This window comes from Salipiger sp. IMCC34102 (genome assembly GCF_004145405.1).
Lineage (GTDB): Bacteria > Pseudomonadota > Alphaproteobacteria > Rhodobacterales > Rhodobacteraceae > Loktanella.
On record NZ_SELQ01000004.1, the window covers coordinates 225,684 to 251,981 of the forward strand.

Below are 26,298 nucleotides of genomic sequence, written 5' to 3' on the forward strand. Positions count from 1 at the left end.
GGCGATTGCGTCACATCCGCGCCCCGTCTCGCCCCCGACCACTTGCGGGGGCCGCCGCCCCGGCGCACCCTGCAGGCGAGCCGCCCCTTGGCTCGGCTACCGGAGTGACCCCCATGACCCGCCTTGCCCTTCTCTCGCTCATCGGCCTCGCCGCCTGCGCGCCAGAGACGCCGACCTACGACGGCGCCCAAGCCTTCCAGGCGCAGTGCGCAAGCTGTCACGGGGCGCTGGGGCGCGGCAACGGACCGCTGGCCGAGGGGCTGTCGCCCGCGCCGTCGGACCTGACCACGCTGACCCGGCGCTTCGGCGGGACCTACCCGGCGGACCACGTCATGACGGCCATCGACGGCTACAACCGGGGCGCGCATTTCAGCGCCGCCATGCCGCGCTTCGGGGACGGCGACCTCGGCCCCATGATCATGACCGAGGAGGACGGCAACCCGATGCCGATCCCCGCCGAGCTGCTGGCCCTGTCGAACTACATCGAGACCTTGCAGCGCTAGCGGCTGGCGACATCCACGGGCATCTGCCCCGCGATTTCCAGGAACAGTTTGCGCTGCACGGCCTGCGCGAAACTCTCGCGCCCCTCCGCCGTCACCATGAAGGCGCCGGGGCCGCCGATGATGTTCTCGGCGTAGAGCCGTTCCAGATCGTAGCCCGCCCGTCGCGGGCTGTCGGGGCGCAGGATCGGCAGGGCGTTGATGGTCGTCCCCGTCGCCAGCACCGCGTCGCGCGAGGGCACGATCGGCGGGCCAGAGGAATTGCCCATGCTGTCGCCCGAGAAGTCGATCACGTGGCGGAACCCGTCGATGTCGTTGTCCTCGATCAGCCGCTGGCCTTCCAGCAGGGCCGCGCCGATCGCGTTGCGCCCGTAGGCCGCGCGGGGCGCCACGGTCAGCGCGTCGGCGAAGGCGCGCGCGGCCTCCGGTCCGTCGATCAGCATCCAGTCCACGACCTGCACCTGGTTGGTGGCCCATTCCACGTAGGTGACAGCGATGGACCCGTGCAACGTCGCCTCGATCGCGTTCTGCACCGCGTCGGACATCAGTGCGTCCGCATAGCCCTGCCGCTGGAACGCCAGTTCGTCCGTGTCGATCGAGCCGGAGGCATCGGCCAGCAGCACCAACTCCAGCGAGGTTTCGACCTGCGCCTGGGCGGCAGGGGCCAAGAGGGTGAGGCAAAGGGCAAGGACACGCATGACCACAACTTAGCCCCCGGATGCCGCAGCACGCCATGACAAACCCGTGAGGCGCGCAGAGCAGGGGTGACCCACCGTCAGCCTGCGCTAACCTCCTCCCAACCCGGAGGAGTATCCATGTTTCGTACCTTGACCATTGCCGCCACCCTGTCCGCCACCACCGCCGCGACCACGGCGGGGGCCGAACAGATCGGCTTCACCGACTGGACCGAGCAGCGCATCAAGCTTCTGTCGTCCAACGATTACACCCAAGGCGAGGATACGCTGACCTTCGTCTCGGACAACACGATCAGCCTTCTGTGGACCCGCCTGCCGGAAAGCCTGTCGGACGCCACCACCGCCTCTTGGGACTGGGCCGTGCGCCAGAGCGTGCCGCCCACGGACCTCAGCGTGAAGGGCGGCGACGACCGCAACATCGCGGTCTATTTCCTCTGGGTGCCCGAGGACGTGGTGCCCGAACTCGAAGAAGCCGAGATCCGCAGCCTGATCGGCCGCGACGACGTGCGGATCCTGCAATACGTCTGGGGCGGCAACAACCCGGTGGGAGAGCCGATCCCCTCGCCCTACGGCAACCCCGAAACCGGCGTGACGATCCCCCTGCGGCAGGCCGATACGGGGTCCGAGAGCGTCACGGTCGACCTGATCGCCGACTTCGCCCGCGCCTTCGGGGACCGCGAGCCGGGATCGCTCATCGGCATGGCCGTGAGCGGCGACAGCGACGGCACCGAGAGCCTGATCGAAGCGGAAGTGAGCGCGGTGGTGGTGGAGTAGGGAAGGCCCCCCCCCGGGGCGTAACCCGGGACCTATTTTTGCGAGCGCTGCATTTGGTTTCGGCGAGGCCCCGGGTCAGGCCGGGGGCGGGGTTGGCTGAGTGCCGACCGTCGCGCCCCTCCCGCCGTTGCCTCCGGCAACGGCAGCGCCCGACCCTCCCCCTGGGAGGGCGCTTCACGCCCACCCAGGGTCGGGCGCTGGGGGAGCAGAATTTTTTCCGACTAGACTTTCTGGCCACCGAAGACCGGATACCATGCAAATCCATATGAATGTTCATGCCCGGCGACACCGACGGCACCGGGAGGCTCATCGACGGGGAGGTGTCGAGATATGGACGAACCAATCAATTGCAAATCCAAGTGTATTGCCCGAAATAGACTATTTTGGGTGGTAAGGAAATTCTGAAATGAATTTCTCTACTTCTGAGTAGCGTTTTTCACGATCGGGCAGCAGATCTAATCCTAAAAGGGGGAAGAGGATGTGGTGAAGCGCACGAACGCTGCTTGTTAGGGCTCCTACAGCTTGAATGATCTCGCTCTGGGTTGGTTCAATCCAGCCGTCTTTTGAGCGCTTCTCTCGATCAGATGATAAAAGATAGGCGGAATGGCCGGTGATCTCATTTCGGAGCAGAAAAAGGCGCTGGTAAATATCTTCGTTATAGAGCTTATCTAATTTGGATAATAGTTCATCGAATTTGATACGTCGCTCATCCTCAAATCGAAGGTAAAAAACAGAATTTCCGAAAAGAGTTATTTTTTCCGCTCTTTTTGCGCGAAAGTCTTTCATCAGTTGTCGCAAACCGTTCGGGGAGTGTTTTGTTTCCAATTGTCGGAAGCAGAATGAGACTAGCTCGGCTTGAAGTGACCCACTGAGAGAGTTCAATATCCAACCGAGCCTGTTTCCCGATATTTGCTTGTCGATCAACTGGTGACGAGAGAATCCGTCTAAAATTACACAGTCTAGATTTGCTTGAGTTGCTTCGGAAATTAGCTGTCTGTATCTCGACGTAAACTCACTCAAACATCCAACTCCTCCACGAACCGCGCGTTCTCCTGGATATACTGGAACCGCAACTCCGGCTTCTTGCCCATCAGGCGCTCGACCAGGTCGCCGGTTTCTCCGGGCAGGTCGTCGGCCACTTCCACGCGGATCAGCTTGCGGGTGGCGGGGTCCATGGTGGTCTCTTTCAGGTCCTTGGCGTCCATCTCGCCCAGACCCTTGAAGCGCTGCACGTCGATCTTGCCCTTGCCGCCCAGGCCTTTCTCCAGCGCGCGCTCCTTCTCGGCGTCGGAGGCGACGTAGAGCCGCTTTGCCCCCTGCGTCAGGCGGTAGAGCGGCGGGCAGGCGAGGTAGAGGTGCCCGTTGTCGATCAGGGGCCGCATCTGGGTGAAGAAGAAGGTCATCAGAAGCGAGGCGATATGCGCGCCGTCCACGTCGGCGTCGGTCATGATGATGACCTTGTCGTAGCGCAGGTCGTCCAGCTTGAACTTCGAACCCATGCCCACGCCCAGCGCCTCGCACAGGTCGTTGATCTCGGCATTGGTCGTCAGCTTGCCGGAGGCCGCGCCCAGCACGTTCAGGATCTTGCCCTTGAGCGGCAGCAGCGCCTGCGTCTCGCGTGACCGCGCGCCCTTGCCGGAGCCGCCGGCCGAATCGCCCTCGACGATGAACAGCTCCGTCCCCTCTCGGGTCTTGCTGGTGCAGTCGGTCAGCTTGCCGGGCAGGCGCAGCTTCTTGGTGGCGGACTTGCGCGAGGTCTCCTTCTCCTGCTTGCGGCGCAGGCGTTCCTCGGCCCGCAGGATCAGGAAATCCAGGATCGCCCCCGCCGATTTGGTATCCGCCGCCAGCCAGTTGTCGAAGTGGTCGGACACGGCGGCGTTCACCATCCGCTGCGCGTCCACGGTGGCCAGCCGGTCCTTGGTCTGGCCCACGAATTCCGGCTCGCGGATGAAGCAGCTGACCAGCGCGCAGCCGCCCGCGATCAGGTCCTCGCGGGTGATCGTCGCGGCCTTGCGGTTGGAGGTCAGCTCTCCATACGCCTTCACGCCCTTGAGGATCGCGGCCCAGAAGCCTGCCTCGTGCGTTCCGCCCTCGGGGGTGGGGACGGTGTTGCAGTAGGACTGGATGAAGCCGTCGCGCGCGGGCGTCCAGTTGATCGCCCATTCGACCTTGCCCGGCACGCCGAACTTCTCGGTGAAATCGACGGTGCCCGCGAAGGGGCGCTCGGCGTAGGTGGTGGCACCCGACAGCGTTTCGGCCAGGTAATCGGCCAGGCCGCCAGGGAACTTGAAGGTGGCGGATTTCGGCGTGTCGCCGTCGTCGATCTCCGTCTTCCAGCGAATCTCGACGCCCGAGAACAGGTAGGCCTTGGAGCGCGCCATCTTGAACAGGCGCGAGGGCTTGAGCTTGAGGGTGCCGAAGATCTCCTCGTCGGGGTGGAAGGTCACGGCGGTCCCGCGGCGGTTGGGGGCGGCGCCGATCTTCTGAAGCTGGCCCTGCGGCACGCCGCGGGCGAACTCCATCGCAAAGAGCTCCTTGTTGCGCGCGACCTCCACCCGCAGGTGGTCGGACAGCGCGTTCACGACGGACGACCCCACGCCGTGCAGGCCACCGCTGGTCTGGTAGCTGTCGCCCGAGAACTTGCCGCCCGCGTTCAGCGTGCAGAAGATGATCTCCAAAGCGCTTTTCGACGGATCCTTGGGGTGCGGGTCGGTGGGGATGCCGCGCCCGTTGTCGCGCACGCTGACGTGGCCGTTGGCGTGCAGCTCGATCTCGATCCAGGTGGCGTGGCCCGCGACCGCCTCGTCCATGGAGTTGTCGACGATCTCCGCCACCATATGGTGCAGCGCGCGCTCGTCCTTGCCGCCGATATACATGCCGGGGCGCAGGCGGACGTGCTCCATGTCCTCGAGCACCTGGATCGAGGAGGCGTCGTAGGCAGGTGCACCGGCGGCGTCGGACAGAAGGTCGGTCATGGAAAGGCTGCTCGCTGTTGGTTTTGGCCATCCTACAGCGGGGCGGGGGCCGGGGGCAACAAGCCGGGGCAGGCCGGCGGCTTGGCGCGAAGGCCGCGCGGGCTAGATCACGCCCGAACCAGCAAAGGACACGTCATGCGCATCTTCTTCACCGGCGGCAGCGGCAAGGCCGGCAAATACGCGGTCCAGCACCTGCGCGACGCGGGCCACCAGGTCACCAACATCGACAGCACGGCCGATCCCGAAAGCCGGGCGCTCAAGGTCGATCTGACCGACGCGGGCCAGGTGATCGACGCGATGCACAACTACGCCGATTTCGACGAACTCGACCCCGGCACCGGCGTGCCTGCCTATGACGCGGTGGTCCATTTCGCCGCCGTCCCGCGCATCATGATCGTCCCCGACGGCGTGACCTACCACAACAACGTCATGGCCACCTACAACGTGCTGAACGCCGCGGCCAAGCTGGGTATCCCCAAGGTCATCTATGCCTCCTCCGAGACGACCTACGGCATCTGCTTCTGGGACGGCGAGAAGAAGCCCGAGTACATCCCCGTGGACGAGGAACACCCCACGATCCCGCAGGACAGCTACGCCATGTCCAAGGTCGTGAACGAGGCCACCGCGCGGTCCTTCCAGGCCCGCACCGGGGCCGACATCTACGGCCTGCGGATCAACAACGTGATCGAGCCCCACGAATACGAAGAGCTGTTCCCCGCCTTCATGGAGGACCCCGCCCTGCGGCGGCGCAATATCTTCGCCTATATCGACGTGCGCGACCTCGCCCACATGGTCGAATGCTGCCTGAAGACCGACGGGCTCGGCCACGAGGTCTTCAACGTCTCCAACGACGACATGAGCGTGAACATCACCACCGACGAGGTGATCGACCGCTTCTACCAGGGCGTGCCCAAGCGCCGCGAGATGGGCCGGGACGAGACGTTCTATGACAACGGCAAGGCCAAGCGCATGGTCGGCTTCGATCCGAAGCACAGCTGGCGTAACCATCTGGAAACCTGAACCGAACGAAATCTCAACATCTTGGCGTCATTCCCCACGCGACAGCAGTTGGGGAAGAGGACGCCATGATCCTGAAACATGCAGCCGCCGCCTGTCTGGCGGCCATCGCCACGCTCGCGACCTTCTGGCCCGACGCGCCGGTGGCCGAAACCCGGCCGTTCCTGGCCAAGCGCGGCGCGCTCGTCGTTTCGCGCACGCCCGCGCAGCGCCCGCAGGCGGCCATGTCTCATGCGAGCCTTTTCGCGGGCCAGGCGGGGGGCAGCCTGTTCGCGCCCGTCGCGCCGCGCACCGATGCCGCCCCCGCCACCCGCCGTGCAAGCGCGGGCGGGCTCGTGTCCCCTTCGCAGCGGATCATGCTGGCGGGCCCCACCGGCGGGGCGGACGTCCACCGCATCCGGCAGATCATCTCATACGCGGAATCGCGCAAGGACGGCTACGACGCGGTGGTCTGGGGGGCCCGCGTACCGCCGCCCGACCTGCCGACCCGCCTGACCATCGGCGAGATCTTCCGCTGGATCGACGAGACGCCCGGCCAGAACCACGCCATCGGGCGCTACCAGTTCATCCCGAGCACGCTGAGGCGGCTGGTGCAGCAGGCGGGGCTGAGCACCGATCACATCTTCTCGCCGGCGGTGCAGGATCAATTGGCCGATATCCTGCTAGCCGATGCCGGGCTGCACGATATCCGCGCGGGCCAGATCGGGCGGCACCGCTTCATGAACAACCTCGCGCGGATCTGGGCCGGTCTGCCGACCTCCAGCGGCAAGTCCTACTACGATGGCCACGCGGGCAACCGCTCGACCATCACCTGGGCCCAGTTCGACGCCGAAATGCGGCAGATCTTTCCCGACCGGGGCTGAAGGCCCGGACCAGGCCCGTGGTTGGCGCGACACGGGGCCGGGCGTAGCACGGCTGGCGGTCGCCAAGGCGCGCGGTCGGACAAGGGCCGCCGCACCGCCTGCGCCTGCCTTCCCGCAGCCGCGAGCAAGTGTGCCGTCCCCGATCCCGCACCCGGGCGCATGCCGCGCGCGCCCTGGTTCGTCACGCTGGACGATGGAGGGCAGGGGGCATAAGGCAGATACATGAGACGCCACGCCGAATCCTACCTGACCCACCTGCGCAAGCTCTCGGTGCTGGGCGCGCCGCTGGTGGCGAGCAACCTCGCGCAGTTCGCGATCCACATCAGCGACACCGTGATGCTGGGGTGGTACGACGTGACGGCGCTGGCCGCGGCCACGGTCGCCACCTCGATCTTCATCGTCATCTTCCTGATGGGGGCGGGCTTCTCTCAGGCGGTCACGCCGCTCGTCGCCGCAGCCTCCGAGGCCGGCGACACCCGCACCATCCGCCGCGTCACCCGCATGGGCGTCTGGCTCTCGATCCTCTTCGGTGTTCTCGTGGCGCTTCCCTTCTTCGCGGCAGAGCGGATCCTGCTGGCCATCGGCCAGACCGACACGGTCGCCGCATTGGGGGCGGATTACCTGCGCATCGCTGTCCTGGGCATGGCGCCCGCGCTGATCGTGATGACGCTCAAGGCGTTCCTGGTCGCGCTCGAACTGACCGCCTTCATCCTGTGGTCCACGATCATCGCGGCGGTGCTGAACATCGGCCTGAACTACGTGCTGATCTTCGGCAATTTCGGTGCGCCGGAACTGGGCATCAGGGGGGCCGCCATCGCCTCCGTCACGATGCAGAGCGCCACCGTGCTGGTGCTGATCGTCTACATCCTGCGCCGCCTGCCGGAACATCAGCTGCTGCGCAATCCGCTGCGCCCCGATCCGCAGATCATGGCGCGCGTGTTCCGGCTTGGCCTGCCGATCGGGCTGACCTCCCTGGCCGAAGGCGGGCTCTTCGCCGTCAGTTCCATCATGATGGGCTGGATTTCCGAGATCGCCCTGGCCTCCCACGGGATCGCCATGCAGATCACCTCGCTGGCGTTCATGGTCCACATCGCCGTCAGCCAGGCCGCCACCGTCCGGGCCGGGCGGGCGCTGGGCCGCCGGGACGAGATCGGCCTGCGGCGCGGGGCCATCGCCGCCTTCGCCCTGTCGGGCGCCTTCGTCGGCGTCACCATCCTGGCCTTCCTGCTGATCCCGCAGACGCTGGTAGGGCTGTTCGTCGAGCCGGGCGATCCGGCCCTTCCGCAGATCCTGACGCTCGGGGCGTCGTTGCTGGCGCTGGCGGCCCTGTTCCAGGTCGTCGATGCGGCGCAGGTCGTGGCGCTGGGCCTGCTGCGCGGCGTTCAGGACACGACCGTGCCGATGGTCATCGCCGTTCTCAGCTACTGGGCGCTCGCGATCCCGTTGAGCTACGTCATGGCCTTCCCGCTGGGGCTGGGCCCGCAGGGGCTGTGGCTTGGCCTCACCCTGGGGCTGGCCGTCGCTGCGATCTGCATGACCGGGCGTTTCGTCCTGATGCGCGCCCGGACGGCGCTTCCGCTGGAACCGAATGAAACCGCGCCCGTTGGCCCCCATGTTTGATCTCATCACCCAGTTGATCGACCGCTTCGGCGCCTTTGGCGTCGGCCTCGTGATGCTGCTCGAGAACGTCTTTCCGCCGATCCCCTCGGAACTGGTGATGCCGCTCGCAGGCTTCCAGGCCGCGCGCGGAGAGATGTCGCTGATCGCCATCTTCGTCATGGGCACCATCGGCGCGGTCTTGGGCGCCTACCTGTGGTACCTGGTCGGCCGCACGCTGGGGCGCCGCAGGCTCGAGGCGTTCATCGACCGCCACGGCGTCTGGCTGACCCTGACCCGCGACGACATCACCAATGCCATCGAATGGTTCGACCGCCACGACAAGGCGGCGGTCTTCTTCGGGCGCTTCGTGCCGGGGGTGCGGACGCTGATCTCGGTCCCTGCGGGGCTGAGCGGGATGGGGCAGGGGGTGTTCTTCCTCTACACGGCGCTCGGCAGCGCGATCTGGAACGCCGCGCTGATCGGCGCGGGCTACATCCTGTCGGCCAACTACGAACTGGTCGCGGCCTTCCTCAATCCCGTCACCAACATCCTGCTGGCGGCCCTCGTCGGCTGGTACCTGTTCCGCGTCGCCCGCCAGCTTCTGCGGGGCCGCCGCGACCCCTGATCCTTGTCGACGGTCCCGCGACGCGCTGTTCCGGGGCGCGCCGCGTCACTTTCGGCGTAAGGAGCGGAAAAGTCGCCAGATCAGGACGAACAATGACGTCGGCGCGATCACGACGCCGGCGAGGATCACCACCACGAAGGCGGATTCGACGCCCTCGGAACAATACGGACTGACGGAGATGAAGGTCGCCCCACAATAGGACAACACGCCCCACGATCCGGCGAGCACCGCCGATATGCCTGCCAGACACAGTCCCACGGGCCAGAGGTAGGTGCCGTAGTCCGTCTTCGTCGACCGTCTATCGTTCATCCTGCACCGCCAGTCTTCGGCTATCACTCGATCCTCGAATGTCGGCAGGCCCTGTCTTGGTTCCGCCCGACCAACCTCGCACGTACGTGGCGCGGAGGATCATCGCGCAAGATTTTGCCGGACGTATGGGATCTGCGTCATCGACCTGCCAGGGCCATTGTTTCGCCTCATGCGCGATCCCGGCTCCTGCGCCGGTAGCGCGAGAAGTCACTCCTCGCCCGCGCCCCGGGCCTTCATCATCCGGTCGGCCTTCTTGCGCACCAGGGTGGAGCGCAGGTCGTGCATCGCCAGCAGCAGCGTGTCGGTGACCTCCTCGAGCTGCGCATCGCTGGCCTTGGACTGCGCCCATTGGGTGGTCAGGTTCAGATGATCCACCGCGCGGTGGATGTCGTCGATGTCGCGCCGGGCCAGAAGCGCCACGCGTTCGTCCAGCCAGCCCTGGATCGCTGCGATGTCGTCGTCCGACAGCTGGCGGTCGCCCTGGGGTTTCACCTCTCCGTTGCGGACGTTGACGGTCGCCAGCTGGTCCATCTCGATCCGGCGCTGGCGGTTGTCGGTATCGACGCGGAACACGAGCGCGCCGTTCTCCCGGATGCGAAAGTAATAGTCTGGAAGATCCGTACTCATGGCACCCGTAACCTCTTGCCGGGTCAGTCTAACCGCCGGGACGCCGCGATCAACCGGCGTCCTGCAACCCTTCGCAGAAGCGTCGGATCCGGGCGCAGGCTTCCTCCAGCGCGGCGTCCGAGGTCGCGTAGCTGACCCGGAAATGCGGGCTGAGCCCGAAGGCCGCGCCGAAGACCACGGCCACCTCCGCCTCGTCCAGAAGGGCCGTGGCGAAGGCTTCGTCGCTGTCGATCACGGTGCCGCCCGCGCTGACCTTGCCGATGCAGCTCGCGATCGACGGGTAGACGTAGAACGCCCCCTCTGGCATCGGGCAGACGATCCCGGGGCAGGCATTCAGCGCCTCGACCACGAGGTTGCGGCGACGCATGAAGACCGCGTTGTTAGGCGCGATGAAATCATGGGGCCCGTTCAGCGCCTCGACCGCCGCCCATTGGCTGATCGTGCAGGGGTTGGAGGTCGATTGCGACTGCACCTTGCGCATCGCCCCGATAAGCTCCACCGGCCCCGCCGCGTAGCCGATCCGCCAGCCGGTCATCGCGTAGGCCTTCGAGACGCCGTTCATCGTCAGAGTCCGGTCGTAAAGCGCCGGTTCCACCTGCGCGGGCGTGCAGAAGCGGTAGTCGTCGAAGGCAAGGTGTTCATACATGTCGTCGGTCAGCACCCAGACATGGGGGTGGCGCAACAGCACCTCCGTCAGCGCCTTCAACTCGTCGTGGCTGTATCCCGCGCCCGTGGGATTGCTGGGCGAGTTGAACAGGAACCACTTGGTCCGCTCGGTGATCGCGGCCTCCAACTGGTCGGCGGTGATCTTGTAGCCGGTCTCCAGCGCGCCCTCGACGAAGACAGGCTCACCGCCCGCGAGCTTCACCATGTCGGGATAGCTGACCCAGTAGGGGGCGGGGATGACCACCTCGTCGCCGGGGTTCAGCGTGGCCATGAAGGCGTTGTAGATCACCTGCTTGCCGCCCGAGCCGACGCTGACCTGCGCGGGCGTATAGTCCAGCCCGTTGTCGCGGCGGAACTTGTCGCAGATCGCCTGCTTCAGCTCCGGGATGCCGTCGACGGCGGTGTATTTCGTCTTGCCCGCCCGGATCGCCGCGATGCCCGCCTCGGCGATATGCGCGGGCGTGTCGAAATCGGGCTCCCCCGCGCCCAGGCCGATGACGTCGCGGCCCTGCGCGCGCAGCTCTGCCGCGCGGGTCGTGACGGCGATAGTGGGCGAGGGTTTGACGCGATCGAGCGTCGCAGACAGAAGTTTCATGGCCGCTCCGGTAGCATCTCAGGGGTGTTCATGACATAGGATGACCCCGCGAGGCACTGCAAGCACCAAGGAGACAGGCTGATGGACGACGACCAGTGGTACAGCGACGAAGCGGCGACCTTCGGTGATCGCCTGACCGCCGCGCGCGAGGGCGCCGAGCTGAGCCAGGACGACCTCGCCCGCAGGCTCGGCGTGAAGACCGCCACCCTGCGCAGCTGGGAAGAGGACCTCAAGGAGCCGCGGGCCAACCGCCTGGCCACCATGTCGGGCATGCTGGGCGTGTCCCTGCGGTGGCTTCTGACCGGCGAAGGTGTTGGCGTCGCCGCCCCCACCGACAGCACCGGCGTGCCCCCCGAAGCCGCCGACCTGGTGCGAGAGCTGCGCGACCTGCGCCTGTCGATGGCCCGCGATACCGAAACGCTCGAACGGATCGAACGGCGTCTGCGCTCTGTGCTGGGACAATCCGAGTGAGCGATCCCGCCGATCCCGTGGAGGTGGCCCGCCGCCGCTTGCGCATGCGCTCCATGCGGCGCGGCATCAAGGAGATGGACCTGATCCTCTCCGCCTTCGCCGAGGCGCAGCTGCCCCGGATGACGGCCGCCGAACTGGCCACCTACGAGGCGATGCTCGACCAAAGCGATCTGGACATCTACCGGTGGGTGTCGGGCCAGGACGTCCCGCCCGCCGAATTCGCGCCGCTCGTCGGGCAGATTTCCAAGCTGGCGGTGGGGCTTACGTCACCGCGCGGGGTTTAACGGAAATTTTGACAATTGCGCGCAATGTGCACCCGTTCGCATGGATGGAGCACCGCAATGACCCTGCACCGCAAGATCGGCGCGCCCACGCCCGCGCCGTTGAAGGCGCCGGCCTCGGCGGCCTTCATGGACAGTTTCCTCGACAGCCTGACCCTGGTGGAACGTCTGCACCGGCTTCTGGCCGACGTCATCAAGGATGAATTCGAACGGATCGGCATCCTCGAGATCAACGCCGTCCAGGCGCTCCTTCTGTTCAACGTGGGCGACAACGAAGTGACCGCCGGCGAGTTGAAGTCCCGCGGCTACTACCAGGGGTCGAACGTCAGCTACAATCTCAAGAAGCTGGTCGAAAGCGGCTACATGCACCACCAGCGATCCGAGATCGACAGGCGGTCGGTCCGGGTCCGCCTGACCGCGAAAGGGCGCAACATCCACGACATCGTGGCGGAACTCTTCTCCACCCATTCCGATCGTCTGCTGACGCGCGGCGTGATGGACCAATCCGGGATCGAGGACATCAATGCGTCCCTGCGCCGGATGGAACGCTACTGGACGGAACAAATCCGTTACATCTACTGAATCGGCGGTCTTGCTTCGACGCCATTTACCCTTCGTTTACCAGCGCGCCGCATTGTCAAATCAACCGCATCGCGGGGACCTGACCCCCAAACGAATGCGGCGGATCGAGCAGGTAACGGAGCAACGACCATGAAACTCAAGGATGAATTAAGCTACGTGGAAGCCGCGGCGATACAGGCCCGCGCGCTGAATTTCCCCGGCCTGGCGGAAGCCTTCGAGCTTGTCGCGAAGACGCTTCGCGATGAATTGGGCGAGCGGTCGACGACCGAACCCCGCGACCGGGCAGAGACTCCTTCGGGTGTCGCGGACGGGGGGGAGGGTCCGCGCGGCCCGCGCATCGGTCAGACCGTCGCCGCGTAAATCCGGCACCCCGGGCGATGGATGGACGCTCAGCCCGCGTTCCCACGCGTCCCTCCGCCCAGCATCTGCGTGCCCAGCTCGCGGATCAGCTTGCGCCGCATCGCCGCCTCGTAATCCTCGAAGCTGTTCGCAACCTCGATGAACGCCCCGGGACCGCGGATCACTTCCTCGCGGAAGAAGGGGATCAGGTCGACCTCTCCTTCGAAATCGGCGGCGTTGACCACGAGGCCGTTGACCGTCACGCCCTCGAAGGGAAAGGCGGCATAGGCTTCCGCCGGGCCGAAGCCTTCGTTGCTGACCCCGTCGCCCGCCACGTCGATGGTCGAGAACAGGCAGGAAGGTCCGCTTTGCAACAGGCCCGCCGCGTGACCCAGCGCATAGCCCAGGGCGGTCGGCAAGTCGTCGCGGCTGCGCAGGCTGCCTGCCACGCGGGCAGACAGATCCGCCAGATCGTCAGGCCCTTCGATGACGGTCCAGGGCGCCAGGCTCACCTGGTTCCAGCGCCCGGACCATTCGAAGATCGTCACGGCGACGGGGTCGGGGCTGGCGAAGAAGGCCGCGGCCACGTCCTCTGCCACCAGCGCCGCCGCAAGGCCCTGCCGCTGCAGCGCGTCCTCCTGCGCATCCACCGAAGAGGACACGTCCAAGGCCAGGACCAGCGCCAGGCGACAGGCCTCCGCCGGGGTGGCCAGGGGGGCCAGCCCTGCAAGCCAGCCCCAGCGCATCACCAGCTTCCGGTGTTTTCCATGCTGGCCCAGGGTTCCTGAGCGGGCAGCGCGTCGCCTTCCTGCAAGAGCTCGACCGAGATGTTGTCCGGCGACCGCACGAAGGCCATCCGACCGTCGCGGGGCGGGCGGTTGATCGTCACGCCGTTGTCCTGCAGGTGCTGGCACATCTCGTAGATGTTGGGCACGCTGTAGGCCAGGTGGCCGAAGTGGCGGCTGTCGTCGGGCAGGGCGTCGTCGCCATCCCAGTTGTGCGTCAGCTCGACGGGGCAATCCTCGTCGCCTTCGGCGGCCATGAAGATCAGCGAGAACCGCCCTTCCTCGACGTCGTTGCGGCGAATCTCGCGCAGGCCGAGCAGTTCGTAGAAGGCCATGGATTTCTCCAGATCCTTCACGCGGACCATCGTGTGCAGATACTTGGTGGGCATGCGCCGTTCCTCCTTGATATGTCCGCCCTCGACCTAGCGTGGGACGGGCGGGGGCCAAGGTCAGAACGCGGAGCGCAGATCGAAGCCCAGGCTGATATAGTCGCGATCGAAGAGCGCGATGTCCGACCGGGTGCGGCTTGCTTCCAGTTGGGCCACGGGACGGAACCCGTAGTATTCGACCTGCCCGATCTCGGCCTCCGCCGTCAGGGTCAGCGTGTCGTCGGTCCGGGGACCTCCCGTCAGCGACGAGAACGTGAAGTCGCGCCGCTCGACCGATGCGCCGAAGGCCAGACCCAGACCCAAGACCGGCGCGTCCAGCAGGTAGTCGACCCCGGCCGTGACGGAGTCGTACTCCCGCTCGGGGCTGTCCGACCGGCTGACCCGTCCGCTCAACCCCAAAGAGAGCAGATTGCCCCCCTGCAGGACCCGGTCGACTGATCCGCCAAGGCGGAAACTGAACGCGTCGTCGAAATCATCCTCCGCAAAGGTCTTCTGCGCACCCGCGAACACGCGCAACAGCGACCGGTCGTCGACCTGCACCGACTGTCCGACGCTGGTATCAAGAAACTGCGTGTAGGGACTGCCGCCGTACCAAGTCTGCCCGATCCGGGCGTTGAAACTGGTCGGCGCAAGCCCCTCCCGCAGGATCCGGCGGTGGCGCAGGCCGAAGGACAGTTGCACGAAGGCGTAATCCGACCCGTCAATATCGCGCAAACCGGCGGCGGAGTCGAAATCGCCTCTCGCCTCCTGCGCGCGTGCGGCCTCCTCCAGGTCGTCGCGGGCGCCCGACGACAGGGTATAGGTCGTGGTATCCAGCGAGACATCCGCGAAGGTGGTCGCGACCTCGCTTTGCGACAGGCGGTAGCGGGCGGTGCCGCCCAATTCGAACGCGAGGCCCGAGAGCGCCTGCGCATCGCGCGACAACGTCAGCTCGAACGGCAGGCCCAGCAGGAAGGAGGTCTCCGATTGCGATCCGTTGTTGATGTTGGACGAGGGCCGCACCCCGAACCGCAGATCCAGCGAAAGCGGGTTCAACTGCCGCACCACGCGGAAATCCTCGGCGACAGCCTCGGCCTCGACATCGTCCGGGGCCAGTTGGCGCGCGCGGCGCAGCCAGACCTGTGACCGGGTGTAGCGGCCCAGCTCGAAGGTGGCACGCGCCGCGGTCCGGGCCGCGACGAAGCGGATTTCGGGATCCTCGGCCGCGGCAAAGGCCCGCCCGGCCAGTTCCGCCGTCTGGGGCAGGTCGCCCTCGGCCAAGGTGATCCGCGCGGCGAGGATCAACGCCACCGGGTCCTCGGGGTCGCGGATCAGCAGCGCCTCCACGATCCGCCGGGCGTCTTCCAGCGCGCCCGCGGCGATTAGCTCGGCGCCCAGCGCGCGGGTCTCCTCCAGCGTGAGGTCCTGCGCCTGCGCAGGTCCCGTGGAAAAGGTCCCAAGCGCGGTCACGACGGCGATAGCGCGCGTCAGTCGACGTAACGCGGTGCTCATCGGGTCAGGATCACGCCGCCGGTTTCCTTCATGGTGGACCCTTCCTCGCGCGGGTCTTCCGCCGTCACCGTGACCACGCCGACGACGCGGCCGCCGGGCCGCTGGGTCGTGTCGCCCGCGATGATGCCCGTGAAGGTGCCTTCCTCGAAGACCTCGCGTTCCCCCTCCCGGAAGATGTAGTTGACGACCGGCACGTTGATCTCTCCGTCGGCATTGAGCGATGGAATGCCTTCCTGGATGGTGATGGTCAGGTCGGGTGGTCCGTTCTCGAAGACCCGAACCCGGTCGCCGTTCTTGTCGAAGTAACGACGGTCCGTGACACGGCCCTTCACCGCGTCGTTCGCGTTGAAATCCTCGAAGTCGATGTCGAGGGTCATGTTGCCCCTGACGTATTCCAGCCCCGCCCGGCCCGGACTGAAAATGCGCAAACCGGCGTAAGGACCGGAGAACGTCGCCTGTCCGCTATCGGGCAGGACGACACCGCCGTTGCGTTCGTAGACATAGCCGCCGGCGCCGAAATTCGAAAACCCGCCGGAGCGCACGATGGCAAAGCTGACCTGCGGTTCGCCGTCGACCAGGCCCCCGCCTTCGCGATAGAGCGCGATGTAGGGGGTCAGCTGTTCGACCGGATCGCCCGTCAGGAAATCGGGGGTACGTGCCTGGGCCTGGTAGACCCGTGCCCCGCCCAGGGTGGCCAGGTCGCCATCCTTGCGGCGATAGACGTTGGGCCCGTCGAAGCCCAGGTTGTCGACGCGGAAGGTGTCGTTGTCCGCGTTGTAGGACACGTCGGTGACCAGCCCGCCGCCTTCATCGTCACGGGGCTCGAACCGGAAGATGTCCGAATTCGCGCTGACCTCGTCGGCCTCGCTGCCCGGCGGCAGGTCCAGGTCCGCGTCCGGGCCCTGTGCCTCGGGATCGTCGATGATGGGCTGGCCGTCGCCGCAGGCGGTCAGGCTCGCCAATAGCGCGGCGGTGGTCAATATGCGGATCATCGTCATGGGCCTGCCCGGTTCTTGTTGCCCCGCAGTATCCGCAACCGCCCGGGCCCAAGTCAATTCTCCCGCGCGCCGGGCGGCAAAGATCCCGTGCCGGGCGTGCCTATTTACAACGACGGTTGACTTCGCGCGCCCGCGGAGGCGTCTTGGGCGCGAACGCCGCGCCCCGCGCGCCCGACCCGGAGGTCCCCCGTGCGCCAATATCTCGATGCCCTGCGCCTGGTGCGCGACACCGGTCTGCGGTCGACCGACCGGACCGGTACCGGCACCATCAGCCACTTCGGTCTGCAAAGCCGCTACCCCCTGACCGACGGCTTCCCGCTCGTCACGACGAAGAAGCTGCACCTCAAGTCGATCGTGCACGAGCTTTTGTGGTTCCTCTCGGGCGACACCAACGTGCGCTACCTGCAGGACAACGGCGTCTCGATCTGGAACGAATGGGCGGACGAGAACGGCGACCTCGGCCCCGTCTACGGCCACCAGTGGCGTCACTTCCCCGATCCGCGGCGGGCCGACGACGGGACCGTCCTCCTGGGCGAGGTCGACCAGATCGCCCGGCTGGTCGAGGCGATCCGGACCACCCCGGACAGCCGGCGCCTCATCGTCTCGGCCTGGAACCCGGCGGAGGTCGACGCCATGGCCCTGCCGCCCTGCCACACGCTCTGGCAGGTGCGCATCGCGGGCGGCAAACTGCATCTGCAACTCTACCAGCGGTCCGCCGACATGTTTTTGGGCGTGCCGTTCAACATCGCCTCCTACGCGCTGCTGGCACATATGCTGGCGCATGTGACGGGCTACGCGCCGGGCGATTTCATCCACACGATGGGGGATGCGCATATCTACCTGAACCATCTCGAGCAGGTCGACACCCAGCTTGCCCGCGACCCCCGGCCGTTGCCGCGCCTGCGGATCACGCGGGATGTCTCCTCGATCTTCGACTTCCGCTACGAGGATTTCGCCTTCGACGGCTACGATCCCGCGCCGGGCATCCGCGCGCCGGTGGCGGTCTGATGCTGACGCTGATCGTCGCCCGCGCGGCGGATGGCGCCATCGGGCGGGACGGGGATATCCCCTGGCACGCGCCAGAGGATCTGGCCATGTTCCAGCGCGAAACCACCGGCGGCGCGCTCGTCATGGGACGCCACACCTGGGAGAGCCTGCCGGTCAAGCCGCTGAAGAACCGGCTGAACATCGTCGTCTCGCGCGACACGTCGCTTGCGGAGCACGTCCATCCCGATCCCGTCGCGGCCATCGCGGCGGCCACGGCGGCCGGCTACACCCGGATCTACGGCATCGGCGGTGCCGGTATCTACCGCGCGCTCGTGCCGTTGGCCCACCGCCTGCTCATCACCCAGGTGGTCCTGCAGGTGCCGGACGCCGACACGTTCTTCCCAGCCCTGGACGACCGCGACTGGGTCGAGGTCTCGCGCCGACCGATCCGGTCGGCGGCGCCGGCCTGCACCTTGTGCGAATACCTCTCCGCCCGGCCTCAGGGCTTGTAGAGATCGCCCGCCATCTTGCGCCCGTCACGGCCTTCGATCAGCTCGTAGCCGATGGGCTGCTCGTCGGCGAGACCCGTCATCCCGGCCCGTTCCACCGCCGAGATGTGCACGAAGACGTCGGAGCCGCCCTCGTCGGGGGCGATGAAACCGAACCCCTTGGTCGTGTTGAACCATTTCACTTTGCCAGTTGGCATATCGTCGTCTCCAAAGCATCTTGACCCAAAGAGGGCGCTGCCCGATGAAGCCTAGCGTCCCCACCCGCTTTGCAAGCGACCTTTCGCCGCAAATGCGCACAATCCTAAGCTAGATCAATTTCATGGAGTCGCCATGCGCGTTTATGCCCTGAAAAATTGCGACACCTGCCGCAAGGCGCTGAAAGCGCTGCGCGCAGCCGGACACGACCCCGAGGTCCGCGATATCCGCCAGGAGGGCATTGCCCCGGACGATCTTGAAGCACTTTCGTCCCAACTGGGGGAGGCCGCCCTCAACCGCGCCTCGACCACCTGGCGCCAACTGCCCGAGACCGCCCGCACGGGCCGCACGACCGATCTCATCGCGGCCCATCCGACCTTGCTCAAGCGCCCCGCCATCAAGCGTGACGGCACCTGGACCGTCGGCTGGTCGACAGCGACCCAGTCCGAATACCTCGACTGATCCAGCCTTCTTCTGGCCGGAAATATCCCGGGGGGAGGCCGCAGGCCGGGGGGCAGAGCCCCCCTCCCACGTCTCAGCCCTTGCGCAGGTCCGGCGGCACGGCGTCCGCGCGCAGGCTCTCGACGATCTCGTCGAAGCCCATCACGTCCGTCTGCTTCTCGCCCAGCCGCCGCACGGTCGCGGTCCGCTCCTCGACCTCGCGCGCGCCCAGCGCCAGGATCACCGGCACCTTGCCGACCGAGTGCTCGCGGACCTTGTAGTTGATCTTCTCGTTGCGCACGTCCGCTTCCGCCCGCACGCCCGCCGCGCGCAGGGCCGCGACCAGCTCGTGGGCGTAATCGTCCGCGTCCGAAACGATGGTCGAGACGACCACCTGTCGCGGGGCCAGCCAGAACGGCAGCTTGCCCGCGTGATCCTCGATCAGGATGCCGATGAACCGCTCGAAGCTGCCCAGCGTCGCGCGGTGCAGCATGTAGGGCCGGTGCTTCTCGCCGTCCTGGCCGATGTAGCTGGCGTCCAGCCGCTCGGGCAGGTTGGGGTCCACCTGGAAGGTGCCGCATTGCCAGACCCGGCCCAGCGCATCGGTCAGGTAGAAGTCCAGCTTCGGCCCGTAGAAGGCACCGTCGCCCGGCTCCAGCGTGTAGGTGCGCCCGGTCTTGCGGATCGCCTCTTCGAGGGCGTTTTCCACGTAGTCCCAGCTTTCCTCGGTCCCGACGCGCTTCTCGGGACGCGTGGCGAACTTGATCTCGAAGGTCGGAAAGCCGAGGTCGGTGTAGACATCCGCCAGGAACTCGATGAAGCGCGCGCATTCCTCCTCGATCTGCGCTTCGGTGCAGAAGATATGCGCGTCGTCCTGCGTGAAGCCGCGCACCCGCATGATCCCGTGCAGCGCGCCCGAGGGCTCGAACCGCGCGCAGGACCCGAACTCCGCCAGTCGCAAGGGCAGGTCGCGGTAGGACTTTAGCCCCTGGTTGTAGACCTGCACGTGGCAGGGGCAGTTCATGGGTTTGAGCGCATTGATCCGAGTCTGTTCCTTGTTGCGCACGCCCGCGCCGTCATCCTCGCCGTCGCGGCTTTCGTCCACCTCGACGATGAACATGTGGTGCTGGTACTTGTCCCAGTGGCCGGAGGCCTCCCACAGCTTGCGGTCCACCACCTGCGGCGTGTTGATCTCGCGGTAGCCGCCCGCGCGCTGCTTGCGGCGCATGTAGTCCTGCAACTCGGTGTAGATCGTCCAGCCGTTGGGATGCCAGAAGACCTGGCCCGGCGCTTCCTCCTGCATGTGAAACAGGTCCATCTCGCGGCCCAGCTTGCGGTGGTCGCGCTTGGCGGCCTCTTCGAGCATGTTGAGATGCGCGCGCAGGTCCTCCTTGTTGGTGAAGGCCACGCCGTAGATGCGCTGCAACTGCGCGCGCTTGCTGTCGCCCCGCCAGTAGGCGCCTGCGATGGACATCAGCCGCCAGGAATCCCCCGGCACCTGGCCGGTGTGCTGCAGATGCGGCCCCCGGCAGAGGTCCTGCCAATCGCCGTGCCAGTACATTCGCAAGGGCTCGTCGCCCGGAATGCTTTCGATCAACTCGACCTTGTAGGGCTCGCCGCGGTCCTTGTAGTGCTGGATCGCGCGGTCGCGGTCCCAGACCTCGGTGCGGACCGGCTCGCGGGCGTTGATGATCTGCTTCATCTTCGCCTCGATGGTGGCAAGATCGTCCGGCGTGAAGGGCTCCGCCCGGTCGAAGTCGTAGTACCAGCCGTCCTTGATCACCGGCCCGATGGTGACCTGCGTCTCGGGCCAGATTTCCTGCACGGCGCGGGCCATGATATGGGCCAGGTCGTGGCGCACCAGTTCCAGCGCCTGCTCGGGGTCCTTCATCGTGTGGATCGCGATGTCGGTATCCGCCTCGATCGGCCAGGCCAGGTCATAGTGCCGCCCGTCCACCGTCGCGCTGATCGCCTTCTTGGCGAGCGAGGTCGAGATGTCCTGCGCGACCTCCAGGCCGGTGACACCGGCCTCGAAATTGCGCTGATTGCCGTCGGGAAGGGTAAGGGTGATCTGGGCCATGATGCGGCTCCTCGTCTGTTTGGCGCCCACGAGTGCGCCCGGTTGCGGGATAATGTCGCGCCTGAATGGCCGGGGCGGGCAGGGGTGTCAAGGCGGCCTTGCAGGTCCCGGGCGGGCGTGGTGTCGTGTCCCTTAAACGGAGCCTTCCATGACCCACCAGACCATGACCACCGACCAGGGCCGGACCCTGGCCTATCACCTGAACGAAGGCACCGGCCCGACGATCGTCTTCCTGGGCGGGTTCAAGTCCGACATGGCGGGCACCAAGGCGGTCCACCTCGAAGGTTGGGCCCGCGCGCAGGGCCGCGCCTTCCTGCGGTTCGACTATTCGGGCCACGGCGAAAGCTCCGGCGATTTCGAGGAGGGCGCCATCGGTGACTGGGCCGAGGATGCGGCGTCGATCCTGTCGCTGGTGCCTGGACCGGTGGTCCTCGTCGGCTCCTCGATGGGGGGCTGGATCTCGCTTTTGCTGACCCGCGCCGACCCTGCCCGCGTCGCGGGCCTCGTGACCATCGCGGCCGCCCCCGATTTCACCGAGGACAGCATGTGGGCCAACGCCACCGCCGACCAGCGCCATGCGCTCGAGACGGTGGGCCATATCGCGCTGCCATCGGACTACGGCGCGCCTTACGTCATCACCCGTCGCCTGATCGAGAACGGACGCGAGAACCTCGTCCTGCGCGCCCCGCTCGATCTGCCGATGCCGACCCGGTTCCTGCAGGGCACCGCCGATCGCGACGTCGATATGTCGGTCGCCCTGCGCCTGCTTGACCACGCAAGCGGCCCCGACATCCGCCTGACGCTGGTGAAGGGCGCGGACCACCGGTTCTCCGATCCGACCTGCCTCGCGACGATCGAGACCGCGATCGCGCAGGTCCTCGAGGCCGGGCAGGGCTAGGCGGGCCGCGCCTGTCGGTCTAGCCTCGGGGCAGGGGGGCGCACATGGCATTGAGCTTCGGACAGAAGGCGGGCTGGGGGCTGGCCGACGCGGGCGTGAACGTCTTCGTCGTGGTCAAGCAACTGCTGGTCTTCACCTACCTCACGACCTACCTCGGCGTGCCGCCCGGGGCCGCGGGCTGGGTCACCTTCGCGGTGCTGGGCTTCGACGTGGTGACCGATCCGATCGTGGGATACCTGTCGGATCGCAGCACCTCCCGCTGGGGCAGGCGCGCGCCCTGGATCGCCTGCGGCGCGGTCGTCCTCGCGGCAGGGATCGCGCTGATGTTCGCCGTCCCGCAAGGCTGGGGCTGGCGGGCCAACGCGGCCTGGGTCACCGTCTTCTTCGCGCTGGCTTCCCTCGGCTTCACCTGTGTTACGATTCCCTACGGCGCCATGGCCGGAGAGATGACGCAGGATCCGCGCGAGCGCTCGACCATGACGGCCTTTCGCATGGCCTTCGCCTCCGCAGGGTTGCTGACGGCGGGGGCGCTGGTCCCGGCGATCGCCGGCAGCACGCGCGAAGGCTACGCCCGTGCGGCGCTGCTGGTGGCGCCGGTGGTGATCCTTTCGATCTGGGGGATGCTCGTGGCCACCCGCCGCGCGCCGATCATCGCCCGTCCCGCCACCGAAAGCTTCCGCGCGGTGCTTCGGCTGGTCCTGTCCAACCGCGCCTTCGCCGTGCTGACGGTGCTCTACGGGCTGCTGACCTTCGGCGTCGCCCTGATCGCGGCGGGGCTGCAACTGGCCGCCCTCTACCTCGTGGCCGACGATGGCGGCAGCCCGGTGTCGGGGCTGGCGGGGGCGCTGGGCGTCTTCTCGACGCTCTTCGCGCTCTTCGTGGTGGGGTCGATCGTCTCGCAACCGCTCTGGGTCTGGCTGTCGGCGCGGATCGGCAAGACCAGCGCGCTCGTGGTGGGCATGGGCCTCTACATCGCCTTGCTGCTGGGCATTCGCATGGTGCTGCCCGCGCCGACGCTGGGGCCGCTCGCCGGGCTGTTCCTGCTGGCGGGCATGACCAACGGCGCCTACCAGCAGATCCCCTGGGCGATGTATCCCGACCTCATGGACCTGACCCGGCACCGGACCGGTGCCGCGATCGAGGGCGCCTTCTCCGCCGTCTGGCTCTTCGGGCAGAAGGTCGGCAACGCGCTGGCGCCGCTGGCGCTCGGCCTGATCCTCGGCGCCGCGGGGTGGCGCGCGTCAAGCAGCGGTGTCATCCCGCAAACGGAACTGGCCCTGTCCACCCTGCGCACCGCGCTGACGCTGGTGCCCGCCGCGATCTTCGCCGCCGGCATCGCTGCGGTCTGGGTAATCTACCGCCCGCGGGTACGGGCGCTTCCCGCGCACCGCTGAGGCCGCCCCGCCCCTCAGACGGGAAGGGGGCCCTTCTCCACGGGCGCGTCGTCGTTCGCGGCCTGCTTCGCGCCCGCCTTCGCGGCCCCCGCCCGTTTCTTGTCGGGCGCGTCAGAGTTCGCGTCGATGAAGTCCAGCACCAGGGGCCGGATGTTCTTGCGCCACTTGCCGCCCGCGAAGATCCCGTAGTGACCCGCGCCCGGTTCGAGGTGGGCCGCCTTCTTGTCCTCCGGCAGGCCGGTCATCAGATCGAGCGCCGCGATGCACTGGCCGGGCGCCGAGATGTCGTCCTTCTCCCCCTCGACGATCTTCACCGCCACGGTCGTGATCTTGCCGATGTCGACCTTGCGGCCCGCGACGTGGAAATCGTTGCGCGCGATGTCGCGGTTCTTGAAGATCCGCTCCACCGTCGAAAGGTAGAATTCCGCCGGCATGTCCATGACGGCCAGGTATTCGTCGTAGAACTCGTTGTGCTTGTCGTGATCCGACGCCTCGCCCTTGGCCACGGCGATGATCTGGTCGCGGAAGGCATTGGCATGGGTCTGCCCGTTCATCGAGATGAAGGACGCCAGCTGCAAAAGCCCCGGATAGACCCGGCGTCCGACGCCCGCGTACTTGAAGCCGACCCGCTGGATCATCGTCTGTTCGAGCTGGCCCATGGTGACCGAATGGCCGAAATCCGTGACCTCGGTCGGGTTGGCGTCGGGATCGATCGGCCCGCCGATCAGCGTCATGGACCGCGGCTGCGCGCTGGGGTCCTCCTCGGCCAGGTAGGCCACGGCGGCCAGCGTCAGCGGCGCGGGCTGGCAGACCGCGATCACGTGCAGATCGGCCCCCAGCTCCTTCATGAAATCGACGAGGTAGAGCGTCGAATCCTCGATATCGAACTTGCCGGCGCTGACCGGGATATCGCGCGCGTTGTGCCAGTCGGTCACGTAGACCTCGCAGTCGGGCAGCAGGCTGACCACGGTCTTGCGCACCAGCGTCGCGTAATGGCCCGACATCGGCGCGATCAGCAGCACGCGGCGCGGCTTGGGTTCGCGGTTGCCCACGTTGAAATGGATGAGGTCGGCAAAGGGCCGTTCGAGCACTTTCTCGACGCTGACGATCAGGTCGGTGCCGTCCTCCGCGGTCTGCACGGGGATATCCCAGTCGGGCTTGGCGACCATCCGCTCGAAGGTGCGTTCGGTGACCTCGCCCCAGGCGCGCAGCCAGTCCATCGCCGGGTTCGCCGTCATCGCCATGGCCGGGTAGGACGCGAAGGCCCGCGCCGTGGCGCCGAGCCACTGGTTGGTGTTCCGCACGCTTTCCATCAAGTCGTAGGTCATCATATACTTCACGGCGAAACTCCTTCGGTCAGCGAATGCTGCACCTGCAAAGTAGTTGGGGGGACTGCTTATGACAACCAACGATCTGACGGACGACGTAACAACCCGTAAAAACTTGGAGACCCTGCAGCAGAATCTGTCCCGCGTGGACGATTTGACCCAGCGTCTCGTCTCGGCGCTGAACCGTGGCCGCGCGCCCACCCCGGCCCTCGAAGGTCCAAGCCAGGACCTCTACCTCAAGGCCGCCGGTGCCTATTGGTCGGAGATGATCAACAACCCCGCCAAGCTGATCGAGCACCAGATGTCCTACTGGTCGAAGTCGGTCACCCATTTCATCGAAGCCCAGCAGGCGCTGGCGACCGGCCGGCTCGAAGCGCCGGAGGACACCGGCCCCGACGACCGCCGCTTCAGCCACGAGCTGTGGCGCACGCATCCCTATTTCAACTACGTCAAGCGTCAGTACCAGCACAACGCCGAGGCCATCGCCCAGGCGGTCGAGGACGTCACCGACCTCAGCCCCTCGGACAAGAAGCGGCTGCGCTATTTCTCCGATCAGATCGTGAACCTCTTCGCGCCGACGAACTTCCTCGCGACCAATCCGGAGGCGCTGAGCCTCGCGGTCGAAACCGAAGGCGAAAGCCTCGTGAAGGGCCTGGAGAACCTCGTCCGCGACCTCGAGGCGAACGACGGCGATCTCGTCGTCACGCTGGCCGACAAGGACGCCTTCGAGGTGGGCGGCAACATCGCCACCACCGAAGGCGAGGTCGTCTTTCGCAACGAGATGTTCGAGCTGATCCAGTACGCCCCCACGACCGAGACAGTGCACGAGGTGCCGCTGCTGATCTTCCCGCCCTGGATCAACAAGTTCTACATCCTCGACCTCAAGCCCGAGAACAGCTTCATCAAGTGGGCGGTGGGGCAGGGGCTTACGGTCTTCGTCGTGTCCTGGGTCAATCCAGACGCGGGCTATTCGGACACCACCATGACCGACTATGTCGAACGGGGGTATCTGCGCGCGATCCAGGCCGTGCAGGAGATCTGCGCCGTCCCGAAGGTCAACGCCATCGGCTACTGCATCGGCGGGACGACCCTCGCGCTGACCCTGGCGGTCCTGAAACAGCGTGGGCTGGATCCCGTGAACTCCGCCACCTTCTTCACCACGCTCACGGATTTTTCCGACCGGGGCGAGGTGGGCGTCTTCCTCGAGGACGATTTCGTCGACGGCATCGCGCGGGAGGCGCAGGCCCACGGCGTGCTCGACAGCTACTACATGAGCCGGACGTTCAGCTACCTGCGCTCGAACGACCTGATCTACGGCCCCGCGATCAAGAGCTACATGATGGGCAAGGCACCGCCCGCCTTCGATTTGCTCTACTGGAACGGCGACGCCACGAACCTGCCCGGACCGATGGCCTGCGACTACCTGCGCGGGTTGTGCCAGGACGACCGCTTCGCGGGCGAGGGCTTCGACGTGGCGGGCCACCGCGTGCGGATCTCGGACGTCGAGGTGCCGCTTTGCGCCATCGCCTGCGAGACCGATCACATCGCCGCCTGGAAGAGCAGCTACCGCGGCGTGCAGAAGATGGGATCCTCCGACAAGACGTTCATCCTGTCGGGCTCGGGTCACATCGCGGGCATCGTCAACCCGCCGCACAAGAAGAAATACGGTCACTGGGCCAACACCGACCTCGCCCCCCCGCCGGAGGACTGGCTGGAGGCGGCCGAAAAGCGCGAGGGCAGCTGGTGGCCGCTCTGGGCCGACTGGCTGTCGCCCCGCGCCGGACAGAAGGTGCCCCAACGTAAGCCGGGATCCGCCGATTATCCCCCGCTGGCCCCCGCACCGGGCGGCTACGTGACGGCACAGGTGAAGCTAAAGCACTGAGAC

29 protein-coding genes are annotated in these 26,298 nt (G+C 66.6%); 16 read left to right on the plus strand and 13 right to left on the minus strand.

The window, feature by feature from the left end; translation table 11 throughout:
• Nucleotides 1–113 precede the first annotated feature (113 nt).
• Complete coding sequence (locus EU805_RS10650) at nt 114–503, plus strand: cytochrome c (protein ID WP_129763958.1); 390 nt, start codon at nt 114–116, stop codon at nt 501–503.
• On the opposite strand, the gene EU805_RS10655 is transcribed toward EU805_RS10650, so the two are convergent.
• Nucleotides 500–1,198 (minus strand): DUF1194 domain-containing protein, encoded by a 699-nt coding sequence (locus EU805_RS10655; RefSeq protein WP_129763959.1) that lies wholly within the window; start codon nt 1,196–1,198, stop codon nt 500–502. The two genes, EU805_RS10650 and EU805_RS10655, sit on opposite strands and share 4 nt — an antisense overlap.
• A gap of 117 nt (nt 1,199–1,315) precedes the next feature.
• On the opposite strand from EU805_RS10655, the gene EU805_RS10660 reads away from it, so the two are divergent.
• A complete protein-coding gene (locus tag EU805_RS10660) occupies nt 1,316–1,969 on the plus strand; it encodes a DUF3047 domain-containing protein (RefSeq protein WP_129763960.1) in 654 nt (217 codons plus the stop codon).
• Between the two features lie 378 nt (nt 1,970–2,347).
• Here the strand turns inward: EU805_RS10660 and EU805_RS10665 are convergent, their stop codons facing one another.
• Both EU805_RS10665 and parE read right to left on the minus strand, forming a co-directional pair.
• The gene (locus tag EU805_RS10665) at nt 2,348–2,755 is read right to left on the minus strand and encodes a hypothetical protein (protein ID WP_129763961.1); all 408 of its coding nucleotides are present in this window, start codon (nt 2,753–2,755) and stop codon (nt 2,348–2,350) included.
• A gap of 230 nt (nt 2,756–2,985) precedes the next feature.
• Entirely contained in the window at nt 2,986–4,944 is a 1,959-nt protein-coding gene (parE, locus tag EU805_RS10670) for a DNA topoisomerase IV subunit B (RefSeq protein ID WP_129763962.1), read from the minus strand.
• A gap of 135 nt (nt 4,945–5,079) precedes the next feature.
• Here parE and EU805_RS10675 point away from each other — a divergent pair, with 135 nt between their 5' ends.
• From EU805_RS10675 to EU805_RS10690, 4 genes are all read left to right on the plus strand, one after another.
• The gene (locus EU805_RS10675; protein WP_129763963.1) at nt 5,080–5,964 is read left to right on the plus strand and encodes an NAD(P)-dependent oxidoreductase; all 885 of its coding nucleotides are present in this window, start codon (nt 5,080–5,082) and stop codon (nt 5,962–5,964) included.
• Nucleotides 5,965–6,029: 65 nt separating this feature from the next.
• On the plus strand, nt 6,030–6,824 hold the full coding sequence (locus tag EU805_RS10680) for a hypothetical protein (protein WP_242494123.1): 795 nt from the start codon (nt 6,030–6,032) through the stop codon (nt 6,822–6,824).
• Nucleotides 6,825–7,046: 222 nt separating this feature from the next.
• Nucleotides 7,047–8,444 (plus strand): MATE family efflux transporter, encoded by a 1,398-nt coding sequence (locus EU805_RS10685; protein ID WP_129763964.1) that lies wholly within the window; start codon nt 7,047–7,049, stop codon nt 8,442–8,444.
• Complete coding sequence (locus EU805_RS10690) at nt 8,437–9,048, plus strand: DedA family protein (RefSeq protein WP_129763965.1); 612 nt, start codon at nt 8,437–8,439, stop codon at nt 9,046–9,048. Before EU805_RS10685 ends, EU805_RS10690 begins: the two co-directional genes overlap by 8 nt.
• A gap of 45 nt (nt 9,049–9,093) precedes the next feature.
• On the opposite strand, the gene EU805_RS10695 is transcribed toward EU805_RS10690, so the two are convergent.
• From EU805_RS10695 to EU805_RS10705, 3 genes are all read right to left on the minus strand, one after another.
• The gene (locus EU805_RS10695) at nt 9,094–9,357 is read right to left on the minus strand and encodes a hypothetical protein (protein WP_129763966.1); all 264 of its coding nucleotides are present in this window, start codon (nt 9,355–9,357) and stop codon (nt 9,094–9,096) included.
• A gap of 207 nt (nt 9,358–9,564) precedes the next feature.
• Nucleotides 9,565–9,984, minus strand: coding sequence for a hypothetical protein (locus tag EU805_RS10700; protein ID WP_129763967.1), 420 nt, complete (start codon nt 9,982–9,984; stop codon nt 9,565–9,567).
• 49 nt (nt 9,985–10,033) lie between these two features.
• Nucleotides 10,034–11,245 carry a pyridoxal phosphate-dependent aminotransferase gene (locus EU805_RS10705; protein WP_129763968.1) on the minus strand — a complete coding sequence of 404 codons (1,212 nt, stop codon included), beginning with the start codon at nt 11,243–11,245 and terminating at the stop codon, nt 10,034–10,036.
• 81 nt (nt 11,246–11,326) lie between these two features.
• Between EU805_RS10705 and EU805_RS10710 the strand changes: the two genes are divergently transcribed.
• The 4 genes from EU805_RS10710 (at nt 11,327) to EU805_RS10725 (ending at nt 12,939) form a co-directional block, all read left to right on the plus strand.
• Nucleotides 11,327–11,716, plus strand: coding sequence for a helix-turn-helix domain-containing protein (locus EU805_RS10710; RefSeq protein ID WP_129763969.1), 390 nt, complete (start codon nt 11,327–11,329; stop codon nt 11,714–11,716).
• Nucleotides 11,713–12,000, plus strand: coding sequence for a succinate dehydrogenase assembly factor 2 (locus EU805_RS10715; RefSeq protein ID WP_242494124.1), 288 nt, complete (start codon nt 11,713–11,715; stop codon nt 11,998–12,000). The genes EU805_RS10710 and EU805_RS10715 overlap by 4 nt, the downstream gene beginning before the upstream one ends.
• A gap of 57 nt (nt 12,001–12,057) precedes the next feature.
• Entirely contained in the window at nt 12,058–12,579 is a 522-nt protein-coding gene (locus EU805_RS10720) for a MarR family winged helix-turn-helix transcriptional regulator (protein WP_129763970.1), read from the plus strand.
• Nucleotides 12,580–12,708: 129 nt separating this feature from the next.
• The gene (locus EU805_RS10725) at nt 12,709–12,939 is read left to right on the plus strand and encodes a hypothetical protein (protein ID WP_129763971.1); all 231 of its coding nucleotides are present in this window, start codon (nt 12,709–12,711) and stop codon (nt 12,937–12,939) included.
• A gap of 29 nt (nt 12,940–12,968) precedes the next feature.
• Here EU805_RS10725 and EU805_RS10730 read toward each other — a convergent pair whose 3' ends face one another.
• From EU805_RS10730 to EU805_RS10745, 4 genes are read right to left on the minus strand one after another with little or no spacing between them, the layout of a single operon-like run.
• Nucleotides 12,969–13,664 carry a DUF1194 domain-containing protein gene (locus tag EU805_RS10730; RefSeq protein WP_207208099.1) on the minus strand — a complete coding sequence of 232 codons (696 nt, stop codon included), beginning with the start codon at nt 13,662–13,664 and terminating at the stop codon, nt 12,969–12,971.
• Entirely contained in the window at nt 13,664–14,092 is a 429-nt protein-coding gene (locus EU805_RS10735; protein WP_129763973.1) for a VOC family protein, read from the minus strand. Before EU805_RS10735 ends, EU805_RS10730 begins: the two co-directional genes overlap by 1 nt.
• Nucleotides 14,093–14,152: 60 nt before the next feature.
• A complete protein-coding gene (locus EU805_RS10740) occupies nt 14,153–15,583 on the minus strand; it encodes a M48 family metallopeptidase (protein ID WP_129763974.1) in 1,431 nt (476 codons plus the stop codon).
• Entirely contained in the window at nt 15,580–16,575 is a 996-nt protein-coding gene (locus EU805_RS10745; RefSeq protein WP_129763975.1) for a hypothetical protein, read from the minus strand. The genes EU805_RS10740 and EU805_RS10745 overlap by 4 nt, the downstream gene beginning before the upstream one ends.
• 195 nt (nt 16,576–16,770) lie before the next feature.
• On the opposite strand from EU805_RS10745, the gene EU805_RS10750 reads away from it, so the two are divergent.
• Both EU805_RS10750 and EU805_RS10755 read left to right on the plus strand, forming a co-directional pair.
• Nucleotides 16,771–17,589 (plus strand): thymidylate synthase, encoded by an 819-nt coding sequence (locus EU805_RS10750; protein ID WP_129763976.1) that lies wholly within the window; start codon nt 16,771–16,773, stop codon nt 17,587–17,589.
• Nucleotides 17,589–18,080, plus strand: a complete 492-nt coding sequence (locus tag EU805_RS10755) for a dihydrofolate reductase (RefSeq protein WP_129763977.1) — start codon at nt 17,589–17,591, stop codon at nt 18,078–18,080. The genes EU805_RS10750 and EU805_RS10755 overlap by 1 nt, the downstream gene beginning before the upstream one ends.
• Here EU805_RS10755 and EU805_RS10760 read toward each other — a convergent pair.
• Nucleotides 18,068–18,274, minus strand: a complete 207-nt coding sequence (locus tag EU805_RS10760) for a cold-shock protein (RefSeq protein ID WP_129763978.1) — start codon at nt 18,272–18,274, stop codon at nt 18,068–18,070. The genes EU805_RS10755 and EU805_RS10760 overlap by 13 nt on opposite strands.
• Before the next feature lie 133 nt (nt 18,275–18,407).
• On the opposite strand from EU805_RS10760, the gene EU805_RS10765 reads away from it, so the two are divergent.
• Nucleotides 18,408–18,734: an arsenate reductase family protein gene (locus tag EU805_RS10765; RefSeq protein ID WP_129763979.1), complete on the plus strand. Its 327-nt coding sequence runs from the start codon at nt 18,408–18,410 to the stop codon at nt 18,732–18,734.
• A 73-nt stretch (nt 18,735–18,807) separates the two neighbouring features.
• Here the strand turns inward: EU805_RS10765 and thrS are convergent, their stop codons facing one another.
• On the minus strand, nt 18,808–20,793 hold the full coding sequence (thrS, locus tag EU805_RS10770; protein WP_129763980.1) for a threonine--tRNA ligase: 1,986 nt from the start codon (nt 20,791–20,793) through the stop codon (nt 18,808–18,810).
• A gap of 148 nt (nt 20,794–20,941) precedes the next feature.
• Between thrS and EU805_RS10775 the strand changes: the two genes are divergently transcribed.
• Entirely contained in the window at nt 20,942–21,691 is a 750-nt protein-coding gene (locus tag EU805_RS10775; RefSeq protein ID WP_129763981.1) for an alpha/beta fold hydrolase, read from the plus strand.
• A gap of 44 nt (nt 21,692–21,735) precedes the next feature.
• Complete coding sequence (locus EU805_RS10780) at nt 21,736–23,085, plus strand: MFS transporter (protein WP_129763982.1); 1,350 nt, start codon at nt 21,736–21,738, stop codon at nt 23,083–23,085.
• A 14-nt stretch (nt 23,086–23,099) separates the two neighbouring features.
• Here the strand turns inward: EU805_RS10780 and phaZ are convergent, their stop codons facing one another.
• Nucleotides 23,100–24,425: a polyhydroxyalkanoate depolymerase gene (gene phaZ / locus EU805_RS10785; protein ID WP_129763983.1), complete on the minus strand. Its 1,326-nt coding sequence runs from the start codon at nt 24,423–24,425 to the stop codon at nt 23,100–23,102.
• 58 nt (nt 24,426–24,483) lie between these two features.
• Here phaZ and EU805_RS10790 point away from each other — a divergent pair, with 58 nt between their 5' ends.
• Nucleotides 24,484–26,295: an alpha/beta hydrolase gene (locus tag EU805_RS10790; protein WP_129763984.1), complete on the plus strand. Its 1,812-nt coding sequence runs from the start codon at nt 24,484–24,486 to the stop codon at nt 26,293–26,295.
• Nucleotides 26,296–26,298: the final 3 nt, after the last annotated feature.

Excerpts from the sequence above, each read along its gene's own strand:
- EU805_RS10650 (WP_129763958.1), top strand. The coding sequence starts at position 114 with ATGACCCGCCTTGCCCTTCTCTCGCTCATCGGCCTCGCCGCCTGCGCG.
- EU805_RS10655 (WP_129763959.1), bottom strand. The coding sequence starts at position 1,198 with ATGCGTGTCCTTGCCCTTTGCCTCACCCTCTTGGCCCCTGCCGCCCAG.
- EU805_RS10660 (WP_129763960.1), top strand. The coding sequence starts at position 1,316 with ATGTTTCGTACCTTGACCATTGCCGCCACCCTGTCCGCCACCACCGCC.
- EU805_RS10665 (WP_129763961.1), bottom strand. The coding sequence starts at position 2,755 with ATGAAAGACTTTCGCGCAAAAAGAGCGGAAAAAATAACTCTTTTCGGA.
- parE (WP_129763962.1), bottom strand. The coding sequence starts at position 4,944 with ATGACCGACCTTCTGTCCGACGCCGCCGGTGCACCTGCCTACGACGCC.
- EU805_RS10675 (WP_129763963.1), top strand. The coding sequence starts at position 5,080 with ATGCGCATCTTCTTCACCGGCGGCAGCGGCAAGGCCGGCAAATACGCG.
- EU805_RS10680 (WP_242494123.1), top strand. The coding sequence starts at position 6,030 with ATGATCCTGAAACATGCAGCCGCCGCCTGTCTGGCGGCCATCGCCACG.
- EU805_RS10685 (WP_129763964.1), top strand. The coding sequence starts at position 7,047 with ATGAGACGCCACGCCGAATCCTACCTGACCCACCTGCGCAAGCTCTCG.
- EU805_RS10690 (WP_129763965.1), top strand. The coding sequence starts at position 8,437 with ATGTTTGATCTCATCACCCAGTTGATCGACCGCTTCGGCGCCTTTGGC.
- EU805_RS10695 (WP_129763966.1), bottom strand. The coding sequence starts at position 9,357 with ATGAACGATAGACGGTCGACGAAGACGGACTACGGCACCTACCTCTGG.
- EU805_RS10700 (WP_129763967.1), bottom strand. The coding sequence starts at position 9,984 with ATGAGTACGGATCTTCCAGACTATTACTTTCGCATCCGGGAGAACGGC.
- EU805_RS10705 (WP_129763968.1), bottom strand. The coding sequence starts at position 11,245 with ATGAAACTTCTGTCTGCGACGCTCGATCGCGTCAAACCCTCGCCCACT.
- EU805_RS10710 (WP_129763969.1), top strand. The coding sequence starts at position 11,327 with ATGGACGACGACCAGTGGTACAGCGACGAAGCGGCGACCTTCGGTGAT.
- EU805_RS10720 (WP_129763970.1), top strand. The coding sequence starts at position 12,058 with ATGACCCTGCACCGCAAGATCGGCGCGCCCACGCCCGCGCCGTTGAAG.
- EU805_RS10725 (WP_129763971.1), top strand. The coding sequence starts at position 12,709 with ATGAAACTCAAGGATGAATTAAGCTACGTGGAAGCCGCGGCGATACAG.
- EU805_RS10730 (WP_207208099.1), bottom strand. The coding sequence starts at position 13,664 with ATGCGCTGGGGCTGGCTTGCAGGGCTGGCCCCCCTGGCCACCCCGGCG.
- EU805_RS10735 (WP_129763973.1), bottom strand. The coding sequence starts at position 14,092 with ATGCCCACCAAGTATCTGCACACGATGGTCCGCGTGAAGGATCTGGAG.
- EU805_RS10740 (WP_129763974.1), bottom strand. The coding sequence starts at position 15,583 with ATGAGCACCGCGTTACGTCGACTGACGCGCGCTATCGCCGTCGTGACC.
- EU805_RS10745 (WP_129763975.1), bottom strand. The coding sequence starts at position 16,575 with ATGATCCGCATATTGACCACCGCCGCGCTATTGGCGAGCCTGACCGCC.
- EU805_RS10755 (WP_129763977.1), top strand. The coding sequence starts at position 17,589 with ATGCTGACGCTGATCGTCGCCCGCGCGGCGGATGGCGCCATCGGGCGG.
- EU805_RS10760 (WP_129763978.1), bottom strand. The coding sequence starts at position 18,274 with ATGCCAACTGGCAAAGTGAAATGGTTCAACACGACCAAGGGGTTCGGT.
- EU805_RS10765 (WP_129763979.1), top strand. The coding sequence starts at position 18,408 with ATGCGCGTTTATGCCCTGAAAAATTGCGACACCTGCCGCAAGGCGCTG.
- thrS (WP_129763980.1), bottom strand. The coding sequence starts at position 20,793 with ATGGCCCAGATCACCCTTACCCTTCCCGACGGCAATCAGCGCAATTTC.
- EU805_RS10775 (WP_129763981.1), top strand. The coding sequence starts at position 20,942 with ATGACCCACCAGACCATGACCACCGACCAGGGCCGGACCCTGGCCTAT.
- EU805_RS10780 (WP_129763982.1), top strand. The coding sequence starts at position 21,736 with ATGGCATTGAGCTTCGGACAGAAGGCGGGCTGGGGGCTGGCCGACGCG.
- EU805_RS10790 (WP_129763984.1), top strand. The coding sequence starts at position 24,484 with ATGACAACCAACGATCTGACGGACGACGTAACAACCCGTAAAAACTTG.